The organism is Arthrobacter sp. NPDC089319 (assembly GCF_040684925.1).
GTDB lineage: Bacteria > Actinomycetota > Actinomycetes > Actinomycetales > Micrococcaceae > Crystallibacter.
In genome coordinates, this window is record NZ_JBFBGZ010000007.1 from 123,368 (window position 1) to 140,506 (window position 17,139).

At 67.1% G+C, this 17,139-nt stretch carries 14 protein-coding genes; 9 read left to right on the forward strand and 5 right to left on the reverse strand.

Annotated elements, in window-relative coordinates:
• Window positions 1-26: 26 nt before the first annotated feature.
• The 4 genes from AB0N75_RS11985 (at window position 27) to AB0N75_RS12000 (ending at window position 6,212) form a co-directional block, all read left to right on the forward strand.
• A complete protein-coding gene (locus tag AB0N75_RS11985; RefSeq protein ID WP_364649847.1) occupies window positions 27-2,888 on the forward strand; it encodes an aconitate hydratase in 2,862 nt (953 codons plus the stop codon).
• A gap of 233 nt (window positions 2,889-3,121) precedes the next feature.
• Complete coding sequence (dxs, locus tag AB0N75_RS11990) at window positions 3,122-5,107, forward strand: 1-deoxy-D-xylulose-5-phosphate synthase (protein ID WP_364649850.1); 1,986 nt, start codon at window positions 3,122-3,124, stop codon at window positions 5,105-5,107.
• Window positions 5,104-5,655 carry a DUF402 domain-containing protein gene (locus AB0N75_RS11995; RefSeq protein ID WP_364649853.1) on the forward strand — a complete coding sequence of 184 codons (552 nt, stop codon included), beginning with the start codon at window positions 5,104-5,106 and terminating at the stop codon, window positions 5,653-5,655. Before dxs ends, AB0N75_RS11995 begins: the two co-directional genes overlap by 4 nt.
• The gene (locus AB0N75_RS12000; protein ID WP_364649856.1) at window positions 5,652-6,212 is read left to right on the forward strand and encodes a hypothetical protein; all 561 of its coding nucleotides are present in this window, start codon (window positions 5,652-5,654) and stop codon (window positions 6,210-6,212) included. Before AB0N75_RS11995 ends, AB0N75_RS12000 begins: the two co-directional genes overlap by 4 nt.
• 85 nt (window positions 6,213-6,297) lie before the next feature.
• Here AB0N75_RS12000 and AB0N75_RS12005 read toward each other — a convergent pair whose 3' ends face one another.
• The 3 genes from AB0N75_RS12005 to argG all read right to left on the reverse strand — a co-directional run bounded on the left by AB0N75_RS12005 (window position 6,298) and on the right by argG (window position 8,900).
• Window positions 6,298-6,876, reverse strand: coding sequence for a mismatch-specific DNA-glycosylase (locus AB0N75_RS12005; RefSeq protein WP_364649858.1), 579 nt, complete (start codon window positions 6,874-6,876; stop codon window positions 6,298-6,300).
• A gap of 76 nt (window positions 6,877-6,952) precedes the next feature.
• Entirely contained in the window at window positions 6,953-7,372 is a 420-nt protein-coding gene (locus tag AB0N75_RS12010) for a GNAT family N-acetyltransferase (RefSeq protein ID WP_364649860.1), read from the reverse strand.
• Window positions 7,373-7,472: 100 nt separating this feature from the next.
• A complete protein-coding gene (argG, locus tag AB0N75_RS12015; protein ID WP_364649863.1) occupies window positions 7,473-8,900 on the reverse strand; it encodes an argininosuccinate synthase in 1,428 nt (475 codons plus the stop codon).
• Between the two features lie 143 nt (window positions 8,901-9,043).
• Between argG and AB0N75_RS12020 the strand changes: the two genes are divergently transcribed.
• The 3 genes from AB0N75_RS12020 (at window position 9,044) to AB0N75_RS12030 (ending at window position 12,806) form a co-directional block, all read left to right on the forward strand.
• Entirely contained in the window at window positions 9,044-10,018 is a 975-nt protein-coding gene (locus AB0N75_RS12020; protein WP_364649866.1) for an aldo/keto reductase, read from the forward strand.
• 245 nt (window positions 10,019-10,263) lie between these two features.
• Entirely contained in the window at window positions 10,264-11,037 is a 774-nt protein-coding gene (locus AB0N75_RS12025; RefSeq protein ID WP_364649869.1) for a cyclase family protein, read from the forward strand.
• A gap of 89 nt (window positions 11,038-11,126) precedes the next feature.
• Entirely contained in the window at window positions 11,127-12,806 is a 1,680-nt protein-coding gene (locus AB0N75_RS12030; protein ID WP_364649872.1) for a thiamine pyrophosphate-binding protein, read from the forward strand.
• Between the two features lie 5 nt (window positions 12,807-12,811).
• Here AB0N75_RS12030 and AB0N75_RS12035 read toward each other — a convergent pair whose 3' ends face one another.
• Together AB0N75_RS12035 and AB0N75_RS12040 are read right to left on the reverse strand one after the other, a co-directional pair.
• Entirely contained in the window at window positions 12,812-13,252 is a 441-nt protein-coding gene (locus AB0N75_RS12035) for a Rieske (2Fe-2S) protein (protein WP_364649875.1), read from the reverse strand.
• A 72-nt stretch (window positions 13,253-13,324) separates the two neighbouring features.
• Window positions 13,325-13,792 (reverse strand): Rieske (2Fe-2S) protein, encoded by a 468-nt coding sequence (locus AB0N75_RS12040; RefSeq protein WP_364649878.1) that lies wholly within the window; start codon window positions 13,790-13,792, stop codon window positions 13,325-13,327.
• A 319-nt stretch (window positions 13,793-14,111) separates the two neighbouring features.
• Between AB0N75_RS12040 and AB0N75_RS12045 the strand changes: the two genes are divergently transcribed.
• Complete coding sequence (locus AB0N75_RS12045) at window positions 14,112-15,803, forward strand: amidohydrolase (protein ID WP_364649881.1); 1,692 nt, start codon at window positions 14,112-14,114, stop codon at window positions 15,801-15,803.
• 99 nt (window positions 15,804-15,902) lie between these two features.
• Entirely contained in the window at window positions 15,903-17,105 is a 1,203-nt protein-coding gene (locus tag AB0N75_RS12050; RefSeq protein ID WP_364649884.1) for an MFS transporter, read from the forward strand.
• Window positions 17,106-17,139: the final 34 nt, after the last annotated feature.

Below are 17,139 nucleotides of genomic sequence, written 5' to 3' on the forward strand. Positions count from 1 at the left end.
TAAAGTGTGGCGAGAGGAGTCCTGTTATGAGTAATGTGGACAGCTTCGGTTCCAAAGGCGTCTTGAACGTCGCCGGTGCCGAATACGAAATTTTCCGGCTGAGTTCAGTAGAAGGTGCCGAGAGCCTTCCGTTCAGCCTCAAGGTCCTGCTGGAGAACCTGCTCCGCACCGAAGATGGTGCGAACATCACCGCGGACCACGTCCGCGCCCTGGCCGGTTGGAACCCCGACGCGCAGCCGGACACCGAAATCCAGTTCACCCCCGCCCGCGTGATCATGCAGGACTTCACCGGTGTTCCCTGCGTCGTGGACCTGGCTACCATGCGCGAGGCCGTCAAGGACCTCGGCGGCGATCCGAAGCGCGTGAACCCGCTGGCTCCGGCCGAACTGGTCATCGACCACTCGGTGCAGATCGACGTGTTCGGCAACGCCGGCGCCCTGGAACGCAACATGGAGATCGAATACCAGCGCAACGGTGAGCGCTACCAGTTCCTGCGCTGGGGCCAGACCGCGTTTGAGGACTTCAAGGTTGTCCCGCCGGGAACCGGCATTGTGCACCAGGTCAACATCGAGTATCTGGCCCGCACCATCATGACCCGCGAGGTCGATGGCAAGGTCCGCGCCTACCCGGACACCCTGGTGGGTACCGACTCGCACACCACCATGGTCAACGGCCTGGGCGTGCTCGGCTGGGGCGTCGGCGGCATCGAGGCCGAGGCAGCTATGCTGGGCCAGCCCGTCTCCATGCTGATTCCGCGCGTCGTCGGGTTCAAGCTGACCGGCTCCATCCCGGCCGGCGCCACCGCCACGGACGTGGTGCTGACCATCACCGAGATGCTGCGCAAGCACGGCGTGGTGGGCAAGTTCGTTGAGTTCTACGGCGAAGGCGTGGCCGCTGTGCCGCTGGCCAACCGCGCCACCATCGGCAACATGAGCCCGGAATTCGGTTCCACCGCCGCCATGTTCCCGATCGACGACGTGACCCTCGATTACCTGCGCCTGACCGGCCGGTCCGAGGAGAACATCGCCCTGGTCGAGGCCTACACCAAGGAACAGGGCCTCTGGCACGACCCGTCCCGCGAACTGAAGTTCTCCGAGTACCTCGAACTGGACCTGTCCACCGTGGTGCCGTCCATCGCCGGACCGAAGCGCCCGCAGGACCGGATCGAGCTGACCACGGCCAAGAACCAGTTCCGCAAGGACCTGCAGAACTACGTGGTTTCGGACAACGAAGACGCCCTGGACGAGGCTCTCGAGGAGTCCTTCCCGGCGTCGGACGTCCCGGCCATGACTTCCACCGTGCGCCACTCCGCTGCAGCCCTTGCTGCCGGGGCGCAGGCTGAGGAGCGCCCTGCCGGCGGTGCGGCCGCCCAGGGACGCCACGTTGCACTGCCCAGCGACGGCCGCCCTTCCAAGCGCGTGCACGTCAGCATGGAAGACGGACGTGAGTTCGAGCTGGACCACGGTGCGGTCTCGATCGCATCGATCACCTCCTGCACGAATACCTCCAACCCCTCGGTGATGCTGGCTGCGGCCGTGCTGGCCCGCAACGCGGTGGAAAAGGGCCTGGCGTCCAAGCCGTGGGTCAAGACGTCCATTGCCCCCGGGTCCAAGGTAGTCACCGACTACTACGAGCAGTCCGGCCTGATTCCGTACCTGGAGAAGCTCGGCTTCTTCGTGGTGGGCTACGGCTGCGCCACCTGCATCGGCAACTCCGGCCCGCTGGAGCCCGAGATCTCGCAGGCCATCCAGGACAACGACCTCTCCATCACCTCGGTCCTGTCCGGCAACCGCAACTTCGAAGGCCGGATCAACCCGGACGTCAAGATGAACTACCTGGCGTCCCCGCCCCTGGTGGTCGCTTACGCCCTGGCCGGCACCATGGACTTCGACTTCGAGAAGCAGCCGCTGGGTCAGGACACAGACGGCAACGACGTGTTCCTGAAGGACATCTGGCCGAACCCGGTCGAGGTCCAGCAGGTGATCGACTCCTCGATCAACAAGGAGATGTTCGCCAAGGGCTACGAAGGTGTGTTTGAGGGCGACGACCGCTGGAAGGCGCTGCAGACCCCCGAGGGCGACACCTTCGCCTGGGATCCGAACTCCACCTACGTGCGGAAGCCACCGTACTTCGAGGGCATGAGCGCGCAGCCGGAGCCGGTCAAGGACATCAGCGGCGCCCGCGTGCTGGCCAAGCTGGGCGACTCGGTCACCACCGATCACATCTCCCCGGCCGGTTCCTTCAAGTCGGACAGCCCGGCAGGCCGCTACCTGCTGGAGAACGGCGTGGAGCGCAAGGACTTCAACTCCTACGGTTCCCGCCGTGGCAACCACGAAGTGATGATCCGCGGCACCTTCGCCAACATCCGGCTGCGCAACCAGCTGCTGGACAACGTGGAGGGCGGCTTCACCCGCGACTTCAGCCAGACAGGTGGCCCGCAGGCGTACATCTACGATGCGGCTATGAACTACCAGGCTGCCGGCACTCCGCTGGTGGTGCTGGCCGGCAAGGAATACGGCTCCGGCTCGTCCCGCGACTGGGCTGCCAAGGGCACCGCGCTGCTGGGTGTCAAGGCGGTCATCGCCGAAAGCTTCGAGCGCATCCACCGCTCGAACCTGATTGGCATGGGCGTGCTCCCGCTGCAGTTCCCGGCCGGCGAGTCCGCTGCATCGCTGGGGCTCACCGGCACGGAGACCTTCGCCATCTCGGGTGTGACCGCTCTGAATGAGGGCACCACGCCGAAGACGCTGCAGGTCACCGCCACCGCCGAGGACGGCTCCACCAAGAGCTTCGACGCCGTAGTGCGCATCGACACGCCAGGTGAAGCCGACTACTACCGCAACGGCGGCATCCTGCAGTACGTGCTGCGCCAGATCTCGGCCAGCTAATCACTGCATAGCACGTCAGCTAAAGGCGGGCGTCCGGGCAACCGGACGCCCGCCTTTGGCGTCCACGGAAAGAACCACCACTGCGGCGCCGCAACTCCTCGGCCGGCGAGCGGACACTCCGCCCTTGGCGTGGTCCTGCAGGCGTGTGTGCACCCTCGCATCGGCGGAACGCAAGGTGCAGGATGGATGGCGGTAGGATTAACCGACGCTTTGTGAAGGAAAGGACCTGCTCTGTGGGATTGCTCGAGACCATCCGCGAGCCGCGCGACCTCCGCCGGATCGACATGGTCCAGTTGCAGGACCTGGCCCAGGAGATCCGCCAGTTTCTGATCACCAACGTCGCACAGACCGGCGGGCATCTGGGCCCCAACCTTGGCGTGGTGGAGCTGACCCTGGGCATCCACCGGGTGTTTGACTCCCCGCACGACAGCATCGTTTTCGATACCGGCCACCAGTCCTATGTGCACAAGCTGGTCACCGGACGGCAGGACTTCGGGACGCTGCGGCAGCAGGACGGCCTCGCCGGCTACCCGGACCGCGCCGAATCGGCACATGACATCGTGGAAAGCTCGCACGCGTCGTCGTCGTTGTCCTGGGCCGACGGAATTTCCCGGGCCCGCCAGCTGACCGGCGAAGGCGACCGCTACGTCGTCGCCGTGGTGGGCGACGGCGCCCTCACCGGCGGCATGGCGTGGGAAGCCGTGAACAACATTGCCGCGGACCGGGACCGGCGCGTGGTGATCGTGGTCAATGACAACGGGCGCTCCTACGCCCCGACCATCGGCGGCCTGGCCGACCAGCTGGCAGCCCTGCGCCGGACCACTATCGACAGGGTCCGCACCCACCGCGCCTACGAAGGCACGCTTAACTGGTGGAAACAGAAGCTGCAGTCGGGCGGGCCGGTGGGCCAGTTCGCGTACAAGAGCCTGCACGCCACCAAGAAGGGCATCAAGGACTGGTGGGCGCCACAGGGCCTCTTCGAAGACCTCGGCATGAAGTACATCGGCCCGATCGACGGGCACGATCTGGAGGCCGTCGAGGCGGCACTGTCCCAGGCCAAGAACTACAGCGGACCGGTGATTGTTCACGCGATGACTGAGAAGGGCCGCGGCTATGCGCCGGCCCGCGCCCACGAGGCGGACCAGTTCCATGCCGTGGGCGTGATTGATCCGGAGACCGGCGAGCCGGTTGAATCCGGCGGCCGGAAGTCGTGGACCTCCGTCTTCGCGGACGAGATCGCCGACATTGCCGACGAACGCCGGGACATCGTCGGCATCACCGGAGCCATGCTGATTCCGGTGGGCCTGCAGAAGTTCGCGTCCAAGCATCCGGAGCGCGTTTTCGACGTCGGGATTGCGGAGCAGCACGCGCTGACCAGCGCTGCCGGAATGGCCTACGGCGGGCTGCATCCGGTGGTGGCCCTCTACGCCACCTTCCTGAACCGCGCCTTCGACCAGCTGCTGATGGACGTGGCGCTGCACAAAGCCGGCGTCACCGTGGTGCTGGACCGCGCCGGGGTCACCGGGCCGGACGGCCCGAGCCACCACGGCATGTGGGACATGGCGCTGCTGCAGATTGTGCCTGGCCTGCACCTGGCCGCGCCGCGGGACGCCGCCCGGCTGAAGGAAGAACTGCGCGAGGCGGTGGCCGTCAGCGACGCGCCCACCGTGGTCCGCTTCTCCAAGGGATCCGTGGGACCGGACGTCGAGGCCATCGAGCGGCTCAAGGACGGCGTGGACGTCCTGGCCCGCCGGCCATCCAACGGGACCATGCCGATGGACAACGACGTGCTGATCGTCAGCGTGGGCGCCATGAGCGAACTGGCGCTGGATGTCTCCAACCGGCTGGGTGCGCAGGGCATCAGCTCCACCGTGGTGGACCCCCGCTGGGTGCTGCCGGTGGCGCCGTCGCTGATTGGACTCGCCGCCCGGCACCGGATCGTGGTCGTGATTGAAGACGGCGTTCGCGCCGGCGGCGTAGGGTCCCGGATCCGCCAGGAAATGCGGGCGGCCGGTGTGGACACGGCGCTGAACGAAGTGGGGCTGCCGGTCGAGTTCCTGGCGCACGGCACCCGCGGCGAGGTGCTGGAACGCGTCGGCCTGACCGCGCAGCAGGTGGCCCAGGACACCGTCGCGCAGGTGCTGGGCACCAAGGTGCCGTTCGCCCGCCCGCTGCCGGGCCAAGAACTGCCGACCGGCCAGATTCCCAAGATCCAGTGACCGGGCGCATCCCCGCGCGGGCCCAGCCCGGCGACATGGTGGTGTTCCGCAATTGGAAGTACGACGGCGGCGCCCACTGGCTGGTGCCGGGCACCTATCTGGGTGCCGACTCGTTCGGCGACTGGATCTTCCAGCCCGCCGGCTCTTTGGTGGCCCGGCCCGGCGTCGCGTTCTACGCCGCCTCCGACGCCGTGCAGTTCCTGCCCCGCGAGGGCGACTTCGTGGCGACGTTCTACGACGAGACCTATCCCGGCGACTTCCGCATCTACATTGACCTGGCCACCGGCATCCGGGTGGACCCGCTGCTGCCGGCCGGCTGGGAAGTCCAGCTCACCGACATGGATCTTGACGTGATCCGGACCGCCGCCGGCCGCGTCTATATCGACGACGAGGACGAGTTCGCCGAACACCGCGTCACGATGGACTATCCGGCAGCGCTGGCCGAACAAATCCAGGCCAGCTGCCGCGCGCTCTACGAGCAAGTATTGGCACAGGCCGCGCCGTTCGACGGAACGGCCCTGACGTGGTTAAACAAAGGACGGACATGAGTTTCCTTCGGGTCTACAAGAAGAACGACGACGGCGGGCTGGTCTTCCGGGAGGCATGGTTCGACGAAGACTACGGCCAGTTCGTGGTCAACCACGGAGCCGTCGGGCACCAGAGCACCACACAGGAGAGCAAGAATGTCACGGCGGAGGCCGCCGAGTCACTGATGGACGCCTTCGCCGCGCAGTGCGCCGAAGACGGCTACGCCGAGCTAGTGCCGGGGGAGCAGTCCTGGGTGGTGGCCCAGTATGCGTTGAAGACGGCTGCCGGCGGCGACCGCGACCGCTATCTGGAGGACAAGGCCAAACGCACCATCACGGAGTACTTCGCCTGGCGCGGGCTCGGCACCGTGGAGAAGACCGAGTTTGTCCCGCACAAGCTCAACATCTATGTGATGGCTCCTGACGCGGCCAAAGCCGTGACGGGTCTCAAAGTCTGCCTCCGCGAAGCCAAGCTGGACTACACCAAGCTCAGCATCGGCGTCGCGCCCCACGACAACCTGGCGGCCGTGAAGCAAAAGCATCCGCTGCCGGCCAAGACGGCCTTCAGCTTGGGCTGACACGGGCACTGGCGTCGGAGCTGGCTCTGCCGGGTTGACGCCGGCGCTGGCTCTGCCGGGCTACGCCGGGCCTTGCCGGGCCGCGCTACCGCGGCTCCGCCGGAGTTATGCCTGCAGCCAGGGCCGCCTGGCGGTAGACCGCGGCCAGGCTGGCCACGTTGTGGTGGGCATTGAGGCCGCTCGGATTCGGCACCGCCCAGAGCTCGGCGCCGCCCATCCTTTCCGGCTGGCGGCCCAGCTGCGCCTTCGGCCGCCCAAAGCCCACCCGGTAGGCGCTGATTCCCGCCACCGCCACCACCCGCGGACCGAGCGCTTCGATCATCTCCTCGAGCCGCCGGGCGCCGGCGCGCAGCTCGTCGGGCCCCAATTCGTCCGCCCTGGCCGTGGCCCGCGGGACAATGTTGGTGATGCCGACGCCGCGGGATATCAGATGGTCGCGGTCCTCCTCAGCCATTCCCTCGCCGGCGCGGATTAAATGATCGGTGATGCCGGCTGCGGCGAGGGCAGGATAGAACCGGTTGCCGGGGCGGGCGAAATGCGAGCCGGTGGCTGCCGACCACAGCCCGGGATTGATGCCCACGAACAGCAGGCGCAGGCCCGGGCCCAGGAGGTCCGGGACGAGTGCGTCCTGGAACGCGAGCAGTTCAGTTCTGGTGAAGGCCACCCCATCACTCTATTCACACGGTCGGGTCAAGCGCCCGGTCCTGCCGGTCGGCAACCGGGCTCGTTGCGCTGCCTCTTCAGGTGTAGAGGAGCATGGCGTCCGCGGCGGCACCGAGGTCGGTGAAGCCGCGTGATTCGTAGAGCCTGCGGCCGGGCGGATCGGCTGTGAGGCTGACGTAAGCGCCGCGGGGCGCCCGGGTGCGGATGTCGTCGAGCAGGCCGTCGAGCACAGCAGCGCCAATGCCGCGCCGTTGATGGTCCGGCAGGGTAGCCATGTCGGCGATGAGGAAGTACCAACCTCCGTCTCCGATGACGCGGCCCATCCCGACCGGTTCGCCGCCGGGACCGACCACATACCTGAACGACCATGACCCCGCGATGGCGGCCGCTGCCTGTTCCGGCGTCCTGAGCGAGAGCCCGCTGCCTATTCTAAGCCGGATGTAATCATCGACGGAGGGAGCGGCAGTAACAAGCTGATACGGAGACCGAAGCGACACCCTACAAGTTTAGTGGCTTTTGCGTAAGCCAGAGGCCCGGCACCCGTGAAGCGGGGGTGCCGGGCCTCTGGCTGCGATCCTGCGGGCAGGACTGCTGGGGTCAGTCGGTTCCGGCGTCGAACGCTGCGCGGTCCAGCGCCTCGTCCGCTGCCCGGTCGGCAGCGTCCAGCGCGGCGGTGTCCGCGATCTCGGTGGCGCCGCCGGCTTCCAGCGCACCTACCAGTTCGGCGGTCGGGCCGCCCACCAGCCCGAGAGCGGCGTACTGCTCCAGCCGGGAGCGGGAGTCGGCGATGTCCAGGTTGCGCATGGTCAGCTGGCCGATGCGGTCCAGCGGGCCGAAGGCGGCGTCGCCAACGCGCTCCATGGACAGCTTGTCCGGGTGGTAGCTCAGCGCCGGCCCGGTGGTGTCCAGAATGGTGTAGTCCTCACCGCGGCGCAGGCGCAGGGTGACCTCGCCGGTGACCGCGGAGCCGACCCACTTCTGCAGCGATTCGCGCAGCATCAGCGACTGCGGGTCGAGCCAGCGGCCTTCGTACATCAGGCGGCCCAGGCGGCGGCCTTCCGCGTGGTAGTTCGCCACGGTGTCTTCGTTATGGATGGCATTGAGCAGCCGCTCGTAGGCGATGTGCAGCAGCGCCATGCCCGGCGCTTCGTAGATGCCGCGCGACTTGGCCTCGATGATCCGGTTCTCGATCTGGTCGGACATGCCCAGGCCGTGCCGGCCACCGATGACGTTGGCCTCGTTGACCAGGGCGACGGCGTCGGCGAACTCGGTGCCGTTGATGGCCACCGGGCGGCCGGCCTCGAAGCGGATGGAAACGTCCTCAGTGGCGATCGCCACGTCCTCGCGCCAGAAGGCCACGCCCATGATCGGCTCGACCGCTTCCAGGCTGGTGCCCAGGTGCTCCAAGGTCTTGGCCTCGTGCGTGGCACCCCAGATGTTGGCGTCGGTGCTGTACGCCTTTTCGGCGGAGTCGCGGTACGGGAAGTTGTGCGCGGTCAGCCACTCGGACATCTCCTGGCGGCCGCCCAGTTCGGAGACGAAGTGCGGGTCCAGCCACGGCTTGTAGATGCGCAGCCGCGGGTGGGCCAGCAGTCCGTAGCGGTAGAAGCGCTCGATGTCGTTGCCCTTGTAGGTGGAGCCGTCGCCCCAGATGTCCACTCCGTCTTCGCGCATCGCGCGCACCAGCAGCGTGCCGGTTACGGCACGGCCCAGCGGGGTGGTGTTGAAGTAGGAGCGTCCACCGCTGCGGATGTGGAAGGCGCCGCAGGCCAGCGCGGCCAGGCCTTCCTCCACCAGGGCCGGCTTGCAATCCACCAGCCGGGAGATGTCGGCGCCGTACTCTGCGGCGCGGCCGGGCACCGCGTCAATGTCCGGCTCGTCGTACTGGCCGAGGTCGGCCGTGTAGGTGCAGGGCACGGCTCCGCCGTCGCGCATCCACGCAACCGCAACGGACGTATCGAGTCCACCGGAGAAGGCGATGCCGACGCGTTCGCCGACGGGAAGGGAAGTCAGAACTTTGGCCATGGTTTCGATCATATGTGCAGCGGTACCTAAAGGCAGAAGCGGCAACGCCGACAGCGACTGCGTGACGTGCCGAAAATCACTGGCCCACAGCCTCCCCGGGTAGGATTTGAGGGCCACACACCTCAAGCGAGAAGGATGTATCGATGGAATACCGCCGTCTTGGCAAGTCCGGGCTGACGGTCTCCGCTGTGGGGCTCGGCTGCAATAACCTGGGCCGCTCGAACACTCCCACCCGGACCCAGGAGGGCACCAACACCGTAGTGCAGGCCGCGCTCGACGCCGGCGTGACCCTTTTCGATGTCGCCGACACCTACGGGAAGACCCCCGGCCTGAGCGAGGAGTTCCTGGGCAAGGCGCTCGGCGCCCGCCGCGACGACGTAGTGGTGGCCACCAAGTTCGGCATGGACATGCACGGCGCCAACGGCGAGGACTTCGGCGCACGCGGCTCGCGGCGCTACATCGTCAGGGCCGCCGAGGCGTCGCTGCGCCGGCTGGGAACGGACTGGATCGACCTCTATCAGCTCCACACTCCCGACCCGATGACGCCGATCGAAGAAACGCTCGCTGCGCTGGATGATCTGGTCCGGGCCGGCAAGGTACGCTACATCGGCCATTCCAACCGGGCCGGCTGGCAGATCGCCGAAGCCGAGTTCACGGCGCGCATGGGCGGCTACACGCCGTTCATCTCCAGCCAGAACCACTACAACCTGCTGGACCGCCGGGCGGAACTCGAAGTCACGCCCGCCGCCGAAGCATATGGGCTGGGGGTGCTGCCGTACTTCCCGCTGGCCAACGGACTGCTGACGGGCAAATACAAGGACGGGAAGGCGCCGGAGGGCAGCCGGCTGACTCACTCGCGCACCAACCTGCTCAAGGACGCCGACTGGGAGCAGCTGGGCGCGTTCTCCCGCTTTGCCGCCGACCGCGGGCTGAAGGAGATCGAGGTGGCGTTCTCCTGGCTGGCCTCCCGGCCCTCCGTGGCGTCGGTGATCGCCGGTGCCACCAAACCGGAGCAGATCCGGCAAAACGCCGAATCGGCAGGCTGGCAACCCACGGACGAAGACCTCGCCGAGCTGGACGGGATCTTCCCCACCGTGCCCAAGGCCGCGCTGTTCTAAACGGCGCGGTGGCTTGAGCCGCCTGAGCGGGCGGGGTGCCAGGCTTTCTGATGGCTGCTTGTGTTACGCCGGCCGCGGGATCAAGGGCGTAACACAAGCAACGCTTGCCCGGGGAGGGCAAGATGGGTGCAACGGCGGCCGCAAAGTCGCGGGCGCCGATCTCCCGTTGCATGACCTGCCGAACCGCGCACCCAGCAGCGCTGTGCGTTGTCCGAAGGTTGTCTGCCGTGACGAAAGTGAAGTCCATGAGCCAACTGACCGACCTGCTCGCCTCCCTGTCCACCGGACGGATCGAGCTGATCGACTTGACCAACAAGCTGTCCGCCCAGACGCCCACGCTGCGGCTGCCGGACCCGTTCGCGAACCTGATCGACTTCAGCCTCGAGGAAATCGCGGCGTATGACGACCGCGGCCCCATGTGGAAGCACCAGAACATCCACACCGGCGAGCACATCGGCACGCACATCGATGCGCCCATCCACTGGGCCACCGGCCGGGAAGGCGACGACGTGGCCCAGTTGCCGTTGCCGCGGCTGGTGGGCCCCGCCGTCGTGCTTGATTTCTCCGCCGAAGCAGCCGGGGACCCGGACTTCCTGCTGGATGTCCACCAAGTCCGGGCGTGGGAGGATCAGCACGGGCCCATTCCGGACAACGCGTGGGTGCTCTTCCGCACCGGCTGGGATGCCTACGCCCAGGACCAGGAGAAGTTCCTCAACGCGGACGACGCCGGTTCCCACACCCCGGGGTTCACCGTTGAGTGCGCGCGGTGGCTGGCCGAGGAGACGAAGATTTCCGGCGTGGGCGTGGAGACGGTTGGGATCGATGCCGGCAACGCGGGTGCGCTGGATCCGATCTTCCCGATGCACCACTACCTGATGGGCAACAACAAATACGGCATCACCTCGCTGCAGAACCTGGCCCAGCTGCCCCCCACCGGCGCCGTGATCGTGGTGGCGCCGCTGCCGATCGTCGGCGGCACGGGCAGCCCCGCCCGGATCTTCGCCATGGTCGAGCGGTAAGGGCCGGCGGTTCCCCGATCCGGCCAGCCCTGCGTCGGCCAGCCCACGTTTCGTCTTCAGCTTCACGCATCCTGAAAGAGAGTGCCCGCATGCACGCGCCCCGCAGCATCGCCGAACTAGTCGGCCAGACCTTGGCCGGGCTCGGCGCCGGACACGCCTTCGGTGTGGTGGGGAGCGGCAATTTCGCGGTCACCAATGCGCTGAAGGCCGCCGGCGTGCCGTTCACCGCCAGCCGGCATGAAGGCGGGGCGGCCACCATGGCGGACGCGTACTCCAGGATGTCCGGCAGGCTCGGCATAGTCTCCGTACACCAAGGCTGCGGACTGACCAACGCCGCCACCGGCATCGGCGAGGCGGCCAAGTCCCGGACGCCAATGCTGGTGCTGGCCGCCGAAACCGCCGGTGCGGCGGTCCGCTCCAACTTCGCCATGGACCAGCCGGGTTTTGCCCGCAGCGTGGGCGCAGTGTCCGAGCGGGTGCATTCGGCGGCCAGCGCCGCCGCGGACACCGTCCGGGCGTACCGCACGGCCGTGAACGAACGCCGCACCGTGGTGCTGAACCTGCCGCTGGACGTGCAGGCCCAGCCGGCGCCGCCCGCATCCACGGCGGTCGGCCCGGCCGGCACCGTCTCGGCAGCGCAACCGGTCCGGCCGGCGCCTGACGCCGCCGAAGCCCTCGCCGACCTGATCGCCGCAGCGGAACGTCCGGTCTTTGTGGCCGGCCGCGGCGCGCGCGAGGCCGGCTACCAGTTGCGGGCCCTGGCGGCCCACGCCGGCGCCTTGCTGGCCACGTCGGCCGTGGCCAAGGGACTCTTCAACGGCGAGCCCTTCTCGCTGGGCATCTCCGGCGGCTTCTCCTCCCCGGTGGCCGCGGAACTGATCTCGGAAGCTGACCTGATTGTTGGTTTCGGCTGCACGCTGAACATGTGGACCATGCGCCAGGGGGCATTGATCGGTCCCGGCGCCAAGGTGGCGCAGGTGGACGTGGAGGACTCCGCCCTCGGCGCCAACCGGCCGGTGGATCTCGGCATCATGGGGGACAGCGGGCAGACGGCCGACGCGGTGCTGGACATCCTCCGCGGACGTGGCCCGGCAGCCGCCAAGTACAGGACCGGGCCGGTCCGGGAGCGCATCAGCGGCGGCATCCGCTGGCAGGACGTTCCCCTCGATGACCTGTCCACTGAGGACCGAATCGACCCGCGGCTGCTGACCGCCCGGCTGGACCAACTGCTGCCCGCCGACCGCATCGTTTCCGTCGATTCCGGCAACTTCATGGGTTATCCCAGCCAGTACCTGGAGGTTCCCGACGAGTTCGGCTTCTGCTTCACCCAGGCGTTCCAGTCCATCGGCCTGGGACTGGCCACCTCGATCGGCGCCGCTCTGGCACGGAGGGACCGGCTGCCCGTCCTTGGCACCGGCGACGGCGGCTTCCTGATGTCGATCGCGGAGCTGGAGACCGCCGTGCGGCTCGGACTGCCGCTGGTGGTGATCGTCTACAACGACGCCGCCTACAGCGCCGAAGTGCACCACTTCGGCAACAACGACGGCGGTGCTCCCGTCGACCTGTCAACGGTCACCTTCCCGGACACGGACATCGCCGCGATCGCCCGCGGCTTCGGCGCGGACGGAATCACCGTGCGGACACTGGATGACCTCGCCGGCGTGTCCGCGTGGCTGGAGTCCTCGCCCGCCCGGCCCTTGGTTATCGACGCCAAGATCGCCTCCGACGGCGGCTCCTGGTGGCTGGCCGAGGCGTTCAAGGGGCACTGAGGGAATCAGACGGTGACGGTGATCCAGTCGCCGTCGATGGCAGCGGCGTAGCGGGGGAGCGGAGCCGGCGCGGGGCCACCCGTCACCGTGCCGTCGTCGAGCGCGAAGGTGGAGTTATGGCACGGACAGGAGAATTCGCTGTCCGTGGCGGTCACGGCGCAGCCTTGATGCGTGCACACCGCGCTGTAGGCGAGCACCGTCGTTTCATCGGGACGGTAGATGAGGATCTTCTGCCCCTCGGCTTCACCGCTGGCGCTGCCGCCTACCGGCACGTCGCTGAGCTTACCCACGCGGGTCGGCGTTCCATCGGTGGCGACGGGCGCAGCGGGAGCGCCTTGCGCGCCGGTGAAGTCCTGGAACGGAGAGCAGGCCGTCAGCGCGCCCACGGTACCCGCGGCGGTGGTGACGGTGAGTAGGTCTCGGCGTGACGGCGGGGAGGAGGTCATGTCCATTATTGTTCAGGATGTTCCTTGGAAGTTTCTAACCGAACCGCCGAAGCAGATGACGCAGCGCGGCAATCACACACTGACCGTGATCCAATCGCCGTCGATGGCCGCGGCAAAGCGTTGCAGCGGTTTCGGTGCGGGTCCGTCCAGCACCGTGCCATCCTGGGCGCTGTAAACAGAGCCATGGCAGGGACAATGGAACTCGGCCCCCGCTGGCGCCACCGTGCAGCCCTGGTGCGTGCAGATGGCGCTAAAGGCCTCCACCGTTTCCTCCGCCGGACGGTAGACCAGCACTTTCTGTCCGTTGGCCTCGCCGCTGGCGCTGTCCCCGACGGCAACTTCCGCGAGCTTCAGGACCTGTACCGGCGTGCCGCCGGAAGCTTCCGGCACCGGAGGTCCGCCGGATTGTCCGCTGTCCCCGGTCGCGGACTGGCCGCTGCCGCCTGTCGACGGGGCGCAAGCGGCCAGGACACAGGCAGAGCAGGCCGCCGCGGAAACACCGAGCAGTGAGCGCCTGGTGGGACTGACATCGAGACTCATGGGCTTGACCTTCCCCAACGCAACGTGCCGGATACCGATTGGTGACGGCGGGATGTTCCGTGGAGAGCGGGCTGTGCCCGAAAACAGGGCAGTGTGTGGAGGCGCCTCGGCCCCGGCGTACCCCGCCGTCATCCATAAAGACGCGTGAGTCGGCCGGGAGGTTCATTGCCCGGCCCGTCATCCAGCCGAAGATACCCAGGCGCTGTAATTCTCCTGCCGTAGAAATCAAGTGTCATGCTCTGAGAGTCAAGTCGAAAGGCCCCGGTCACCCATACTCTGATGCTCATCAACTAAACGATTCAACAGCGAGGAGCAATACGTGGCCGCAGAGTTTGCTGATGTGGTGCTGGTCAACGGCATGATTGAGGCCCTCGATGCGGACACGCCTCGCGCCACGGCCATGGCGGTCCGGGGCGGCGTCATCCAGGCAATAGGTGAGCGGGCCGAGGAACTGCGCGGGCCGGAGACCCTCATCGTCGATCTAGACGGCGCCTTCGTGATGCCCGGCCTGATGGATGTCCACAACCACCATATGATCGCCGGTCAGATGGACCTGTTTGAATTGGACGCGCCTCCTACGCTTGACCTGGACGGCTTCCTGGCAGCGATTGCCTCCTACGCGGCCGGACTCGAACCGGACGAATGGGTGGTCGGCGGCAGCTGGGGCTCCGGCTTGATGAACGAAATGAACTCGGCGGACGCGCTGGCACGGCTGGATCAGGCAACGGGCGGCCGTCCTGCCCTGCTCAAAGACGACTCGAAGCACAACCGGTGGGCAAATTCGCGGGCCTTGGAGCTGGCCGGCATTGAGGCCGCCACGCCCGACCCCGAGGGTGGGCAGATTCTCCGTAATGAGTCCGGGGCGGCCACCGGGCTATTGATCGAGGCCGGCGGTGTGATCGTGGAGCAGACTCTGGCCCGCCTGCAGCCGGTGAGCACAGAGCAGTTGGCGCAGGCGGCCGCGCGCGGTATAGAGATCCTGCATTCCTACGGGGTCACGGGGTTCCAGGACGCGGCTGCCTCGCTCCCGCTGATGCGTGCGCTCAAACAGCTTGATGACGATGGCCAGCTGCACGCCTGGGTTGTGTCCTCCATGCAAGCCAACGACTTCATTTTCGGCACCCAGCCATTGGGCGAGGGGATCATCGCCCACCGCGAAGAGACCCGTTCGCGCCATCACCGGCCGGACTTCATCAAGATTTTCCTCGACGGCGTTCCCCCGGCAGGCACGGCAGCCTTCATCGAGCCCTATCTGCCGGTGGCCGGTTTTCCGGAGTGCCACTGCGGCGGGACCACGATGGATCCGGCGGAGTTGGAAGAATGGCTGATGAGTACGGCCGCCCGGGGAATCTCCGCCAAGATCCACTGCACCGGCGATGCCTCGGTCCGGCTGGTCCTGAACACCGTCGAAAAGGTGCGGGCCGCGGGCTACACCGAGCCGAAATACCACATCGCGCACGGACAGTTCGTGCATCCGGACGATATTGGCCGCTTTGCGCAGCTGGACGTTACCGCCGATATCTCACCATCGCTGTGGTTCCCCGGGGTGATCTCCGAGGCGATCGCCGCGGTGCTGCCCGCGGAGCGCGCGTCGCAGATGCAGCCGAATCGGAGCCTGCTTGACGCAGGTGCCCGGATCGCCGGCGGTTCGGACTGGCCGGTCAGCGTCTCGCCGAACGCGTGGGAAGGCATCTACGGTCTGGTTACCAGGCAGGACCCCACCGGCCAATTTCCGGGAACGCTGTGGAAAGAGCAAGCCATCACCTTGGATGAGGCCGTCCGCATCTACACCACGGCCAGTGCCGAGGCGATGGGCCTCGATGATGTCACCGGCTCGCTGGTGCCGGGTAAGTCCGCCGACTTCATTGTGCTGACGAACAACCCCTACGACGTACCCGTGGACCAGGTGCGCCACATCAGCGCACGGCAGACCTGGTTTGCCGGACGCAAGGTCTACGACGCCGCTGCCTCCGATTCCGCTCCGACGGAAGCCGAAAAGGCCAACGCCTGACCCCTGCGTTCCGCTCATCCGCACGGACCACCCTGACGGCTTCGGCCGGGCCTGCGGGCCGAAGCCATCAGCTCTTCCACCCAATCCGAAAGGACACCCATGTCCGTAACCCTGACTTCCGCGCGCCCTGCCGCTGGCACCGACCGCGGAATCTACACCTACATCGCCGTTTTCAGCGCCGTGTTGTACATGGTGCTGCTGATCGCCCCGGTGATCGCGGGCAAGCTGATCGCGCAGTTCGGTCTGACGCCCACTGAGCTGGGCATGCTGTTCTCGCTCGAGCTGGGCGCCTTCAGTCTCGCCACGGTGCCGGCCTACCTGTGGCTGAACCGGTTGAACCTGAGGACCGTCACCTACGTTTGCGCCGCCGTCGCCATTGCGGGCAACCTGGCTTCCGGCTTCCTGGACAGCTTCGCGCTGCTGGTGGTTGCTCGTGTGATTACATCGCTGGCGGCCGGATCCATCACGGTCATCATCCTCACCCTCAGCGGTAAGACGGCCAACCCCAGCCGCGGTTTCGGCGTCTTTGTGGTGTTCCAACTGTTGATGGGGGCCGTGATCCTGTTCGCGTTCCCGGTTTTGTATGCCGACGCGAACGTCTCCGCCATCTACTGGACCATGGCCGCCCTCACCGCCTGCTGCCTGCCCGTGGTGCGGATGATCGACGGCGACATGCTGCGCCGTCCCGCAGCGGCAGCGAGTATCCATGCGGCGGCGGATTTAGCGGCTGCGGACAAGGAACCCGCGCGCGCAGGCTCCAAGCTGAAGTTCGTGATCGGCCTGGCGGCCGTGCTGCTGTTTTACATCGGCCTCAGCGGAGTGTGGTCCTTCATGGCGCAGATTTCGGGCGGCGCGGGCATCGATCTCTCCACATCCAGCCTGGTGCTGGCCATCGCCACGATTCCGGGCATCGCGGCGCCGCTGGTGGCAACCTTCCTGGGCGACAGCCCGAAGCGCAAGTGGTTCCTGCTGACTGGCTACCTCGCGCTGGGCGGCAGCGTGGCGCTGCTGTTCGGGGCCCCGGGACTCATTCGGTTCGCGCTTGCCGCGCTGATCTTCAAGTTCGCCTGGACCTTCATCCTGCCGTATCTGCTCGCATCCCTGTCTGACATCGGCGGCAGCCACGTGATGAACTCGACCAACCTGATGATCGGTACAGGCTTCGCCATCGGGCCCGTGGTTAGCGGCATGCTGATCGAGTCCTCCGGCGGCGGCTTTGGCGGCATGCTGCTGCTGGCGGTCCTCGCGGTGCTGGTTTCGATGGGATGCGCCATGGCCATCCAGCGCCCGGCCCGCTCTTGACCGAAACACGCCGGTACACCTCGCCGTCGGCAGT

Coding starts and splice junctions, on each gene's coding strand:
- AB0N75_RS11985 (WP_364649847.1), top strand. CDS start 27: ATGAGTAATGTGGACAGCTTCGGTTCCAAAGGCGTCTTGAACGTCGCC.
- AB0N75_RS12000 (WP_364649856.1), top strand. CDS start 5,652: ATGAGTTTCCTTCGGGTCTACAAGAAGAACGACGACGGCGGGCTGGTC.
- argG (WP_364649863.1), bottom strand. CDS start 8,900: ATGGCCAAAGTTCTGACTTCCCTTCCCGTCGGCGAACGCGTCGGCATC.
- AB0N75_RS12020 (WP_364649866.1), top strand. CDS start 9,044: ATGGAATACCGCCGTCTTGGCAAGTCCGGGCTGACGGTCTCCGCTGTG.
- AB0N75_RS12025 (WP_364649869.1), top strand. CDS start 10,264: ATGAGCCAACTGACCGACCTGCTCGCCTCCCTGTCCACCGGACGGATC.
- AB0N75_RS12030 (WP_364649872.1), top strand. CDS start 11,127: ATGCACGCGCCCCGCAGCATCGCCGAACTAGTCGGCCAGACCTTGGCC.
- AB0N75_RS12035 (WP_364649875.1), bottom strand. CDS start 13,252: ATGACCTCCTCCCCGCCGTCACGCCGAGACCTACTCACCGTCACCACC.
- AB0N75_RS12040 (WP_364649878.1), bottom strand. CDS start 13,792: ATGAGTCTCGATGTCAGTCCCACCAGGCGCTCACTGCTCGGTGTTTCC.
- AB0N75_RS12050 (WP_364649884.1), top strand. CDS start 15,903: ATGTCCGTAACCCTGACTTCCGCGCGCCCTGCCGCTGGCACCGACCGC.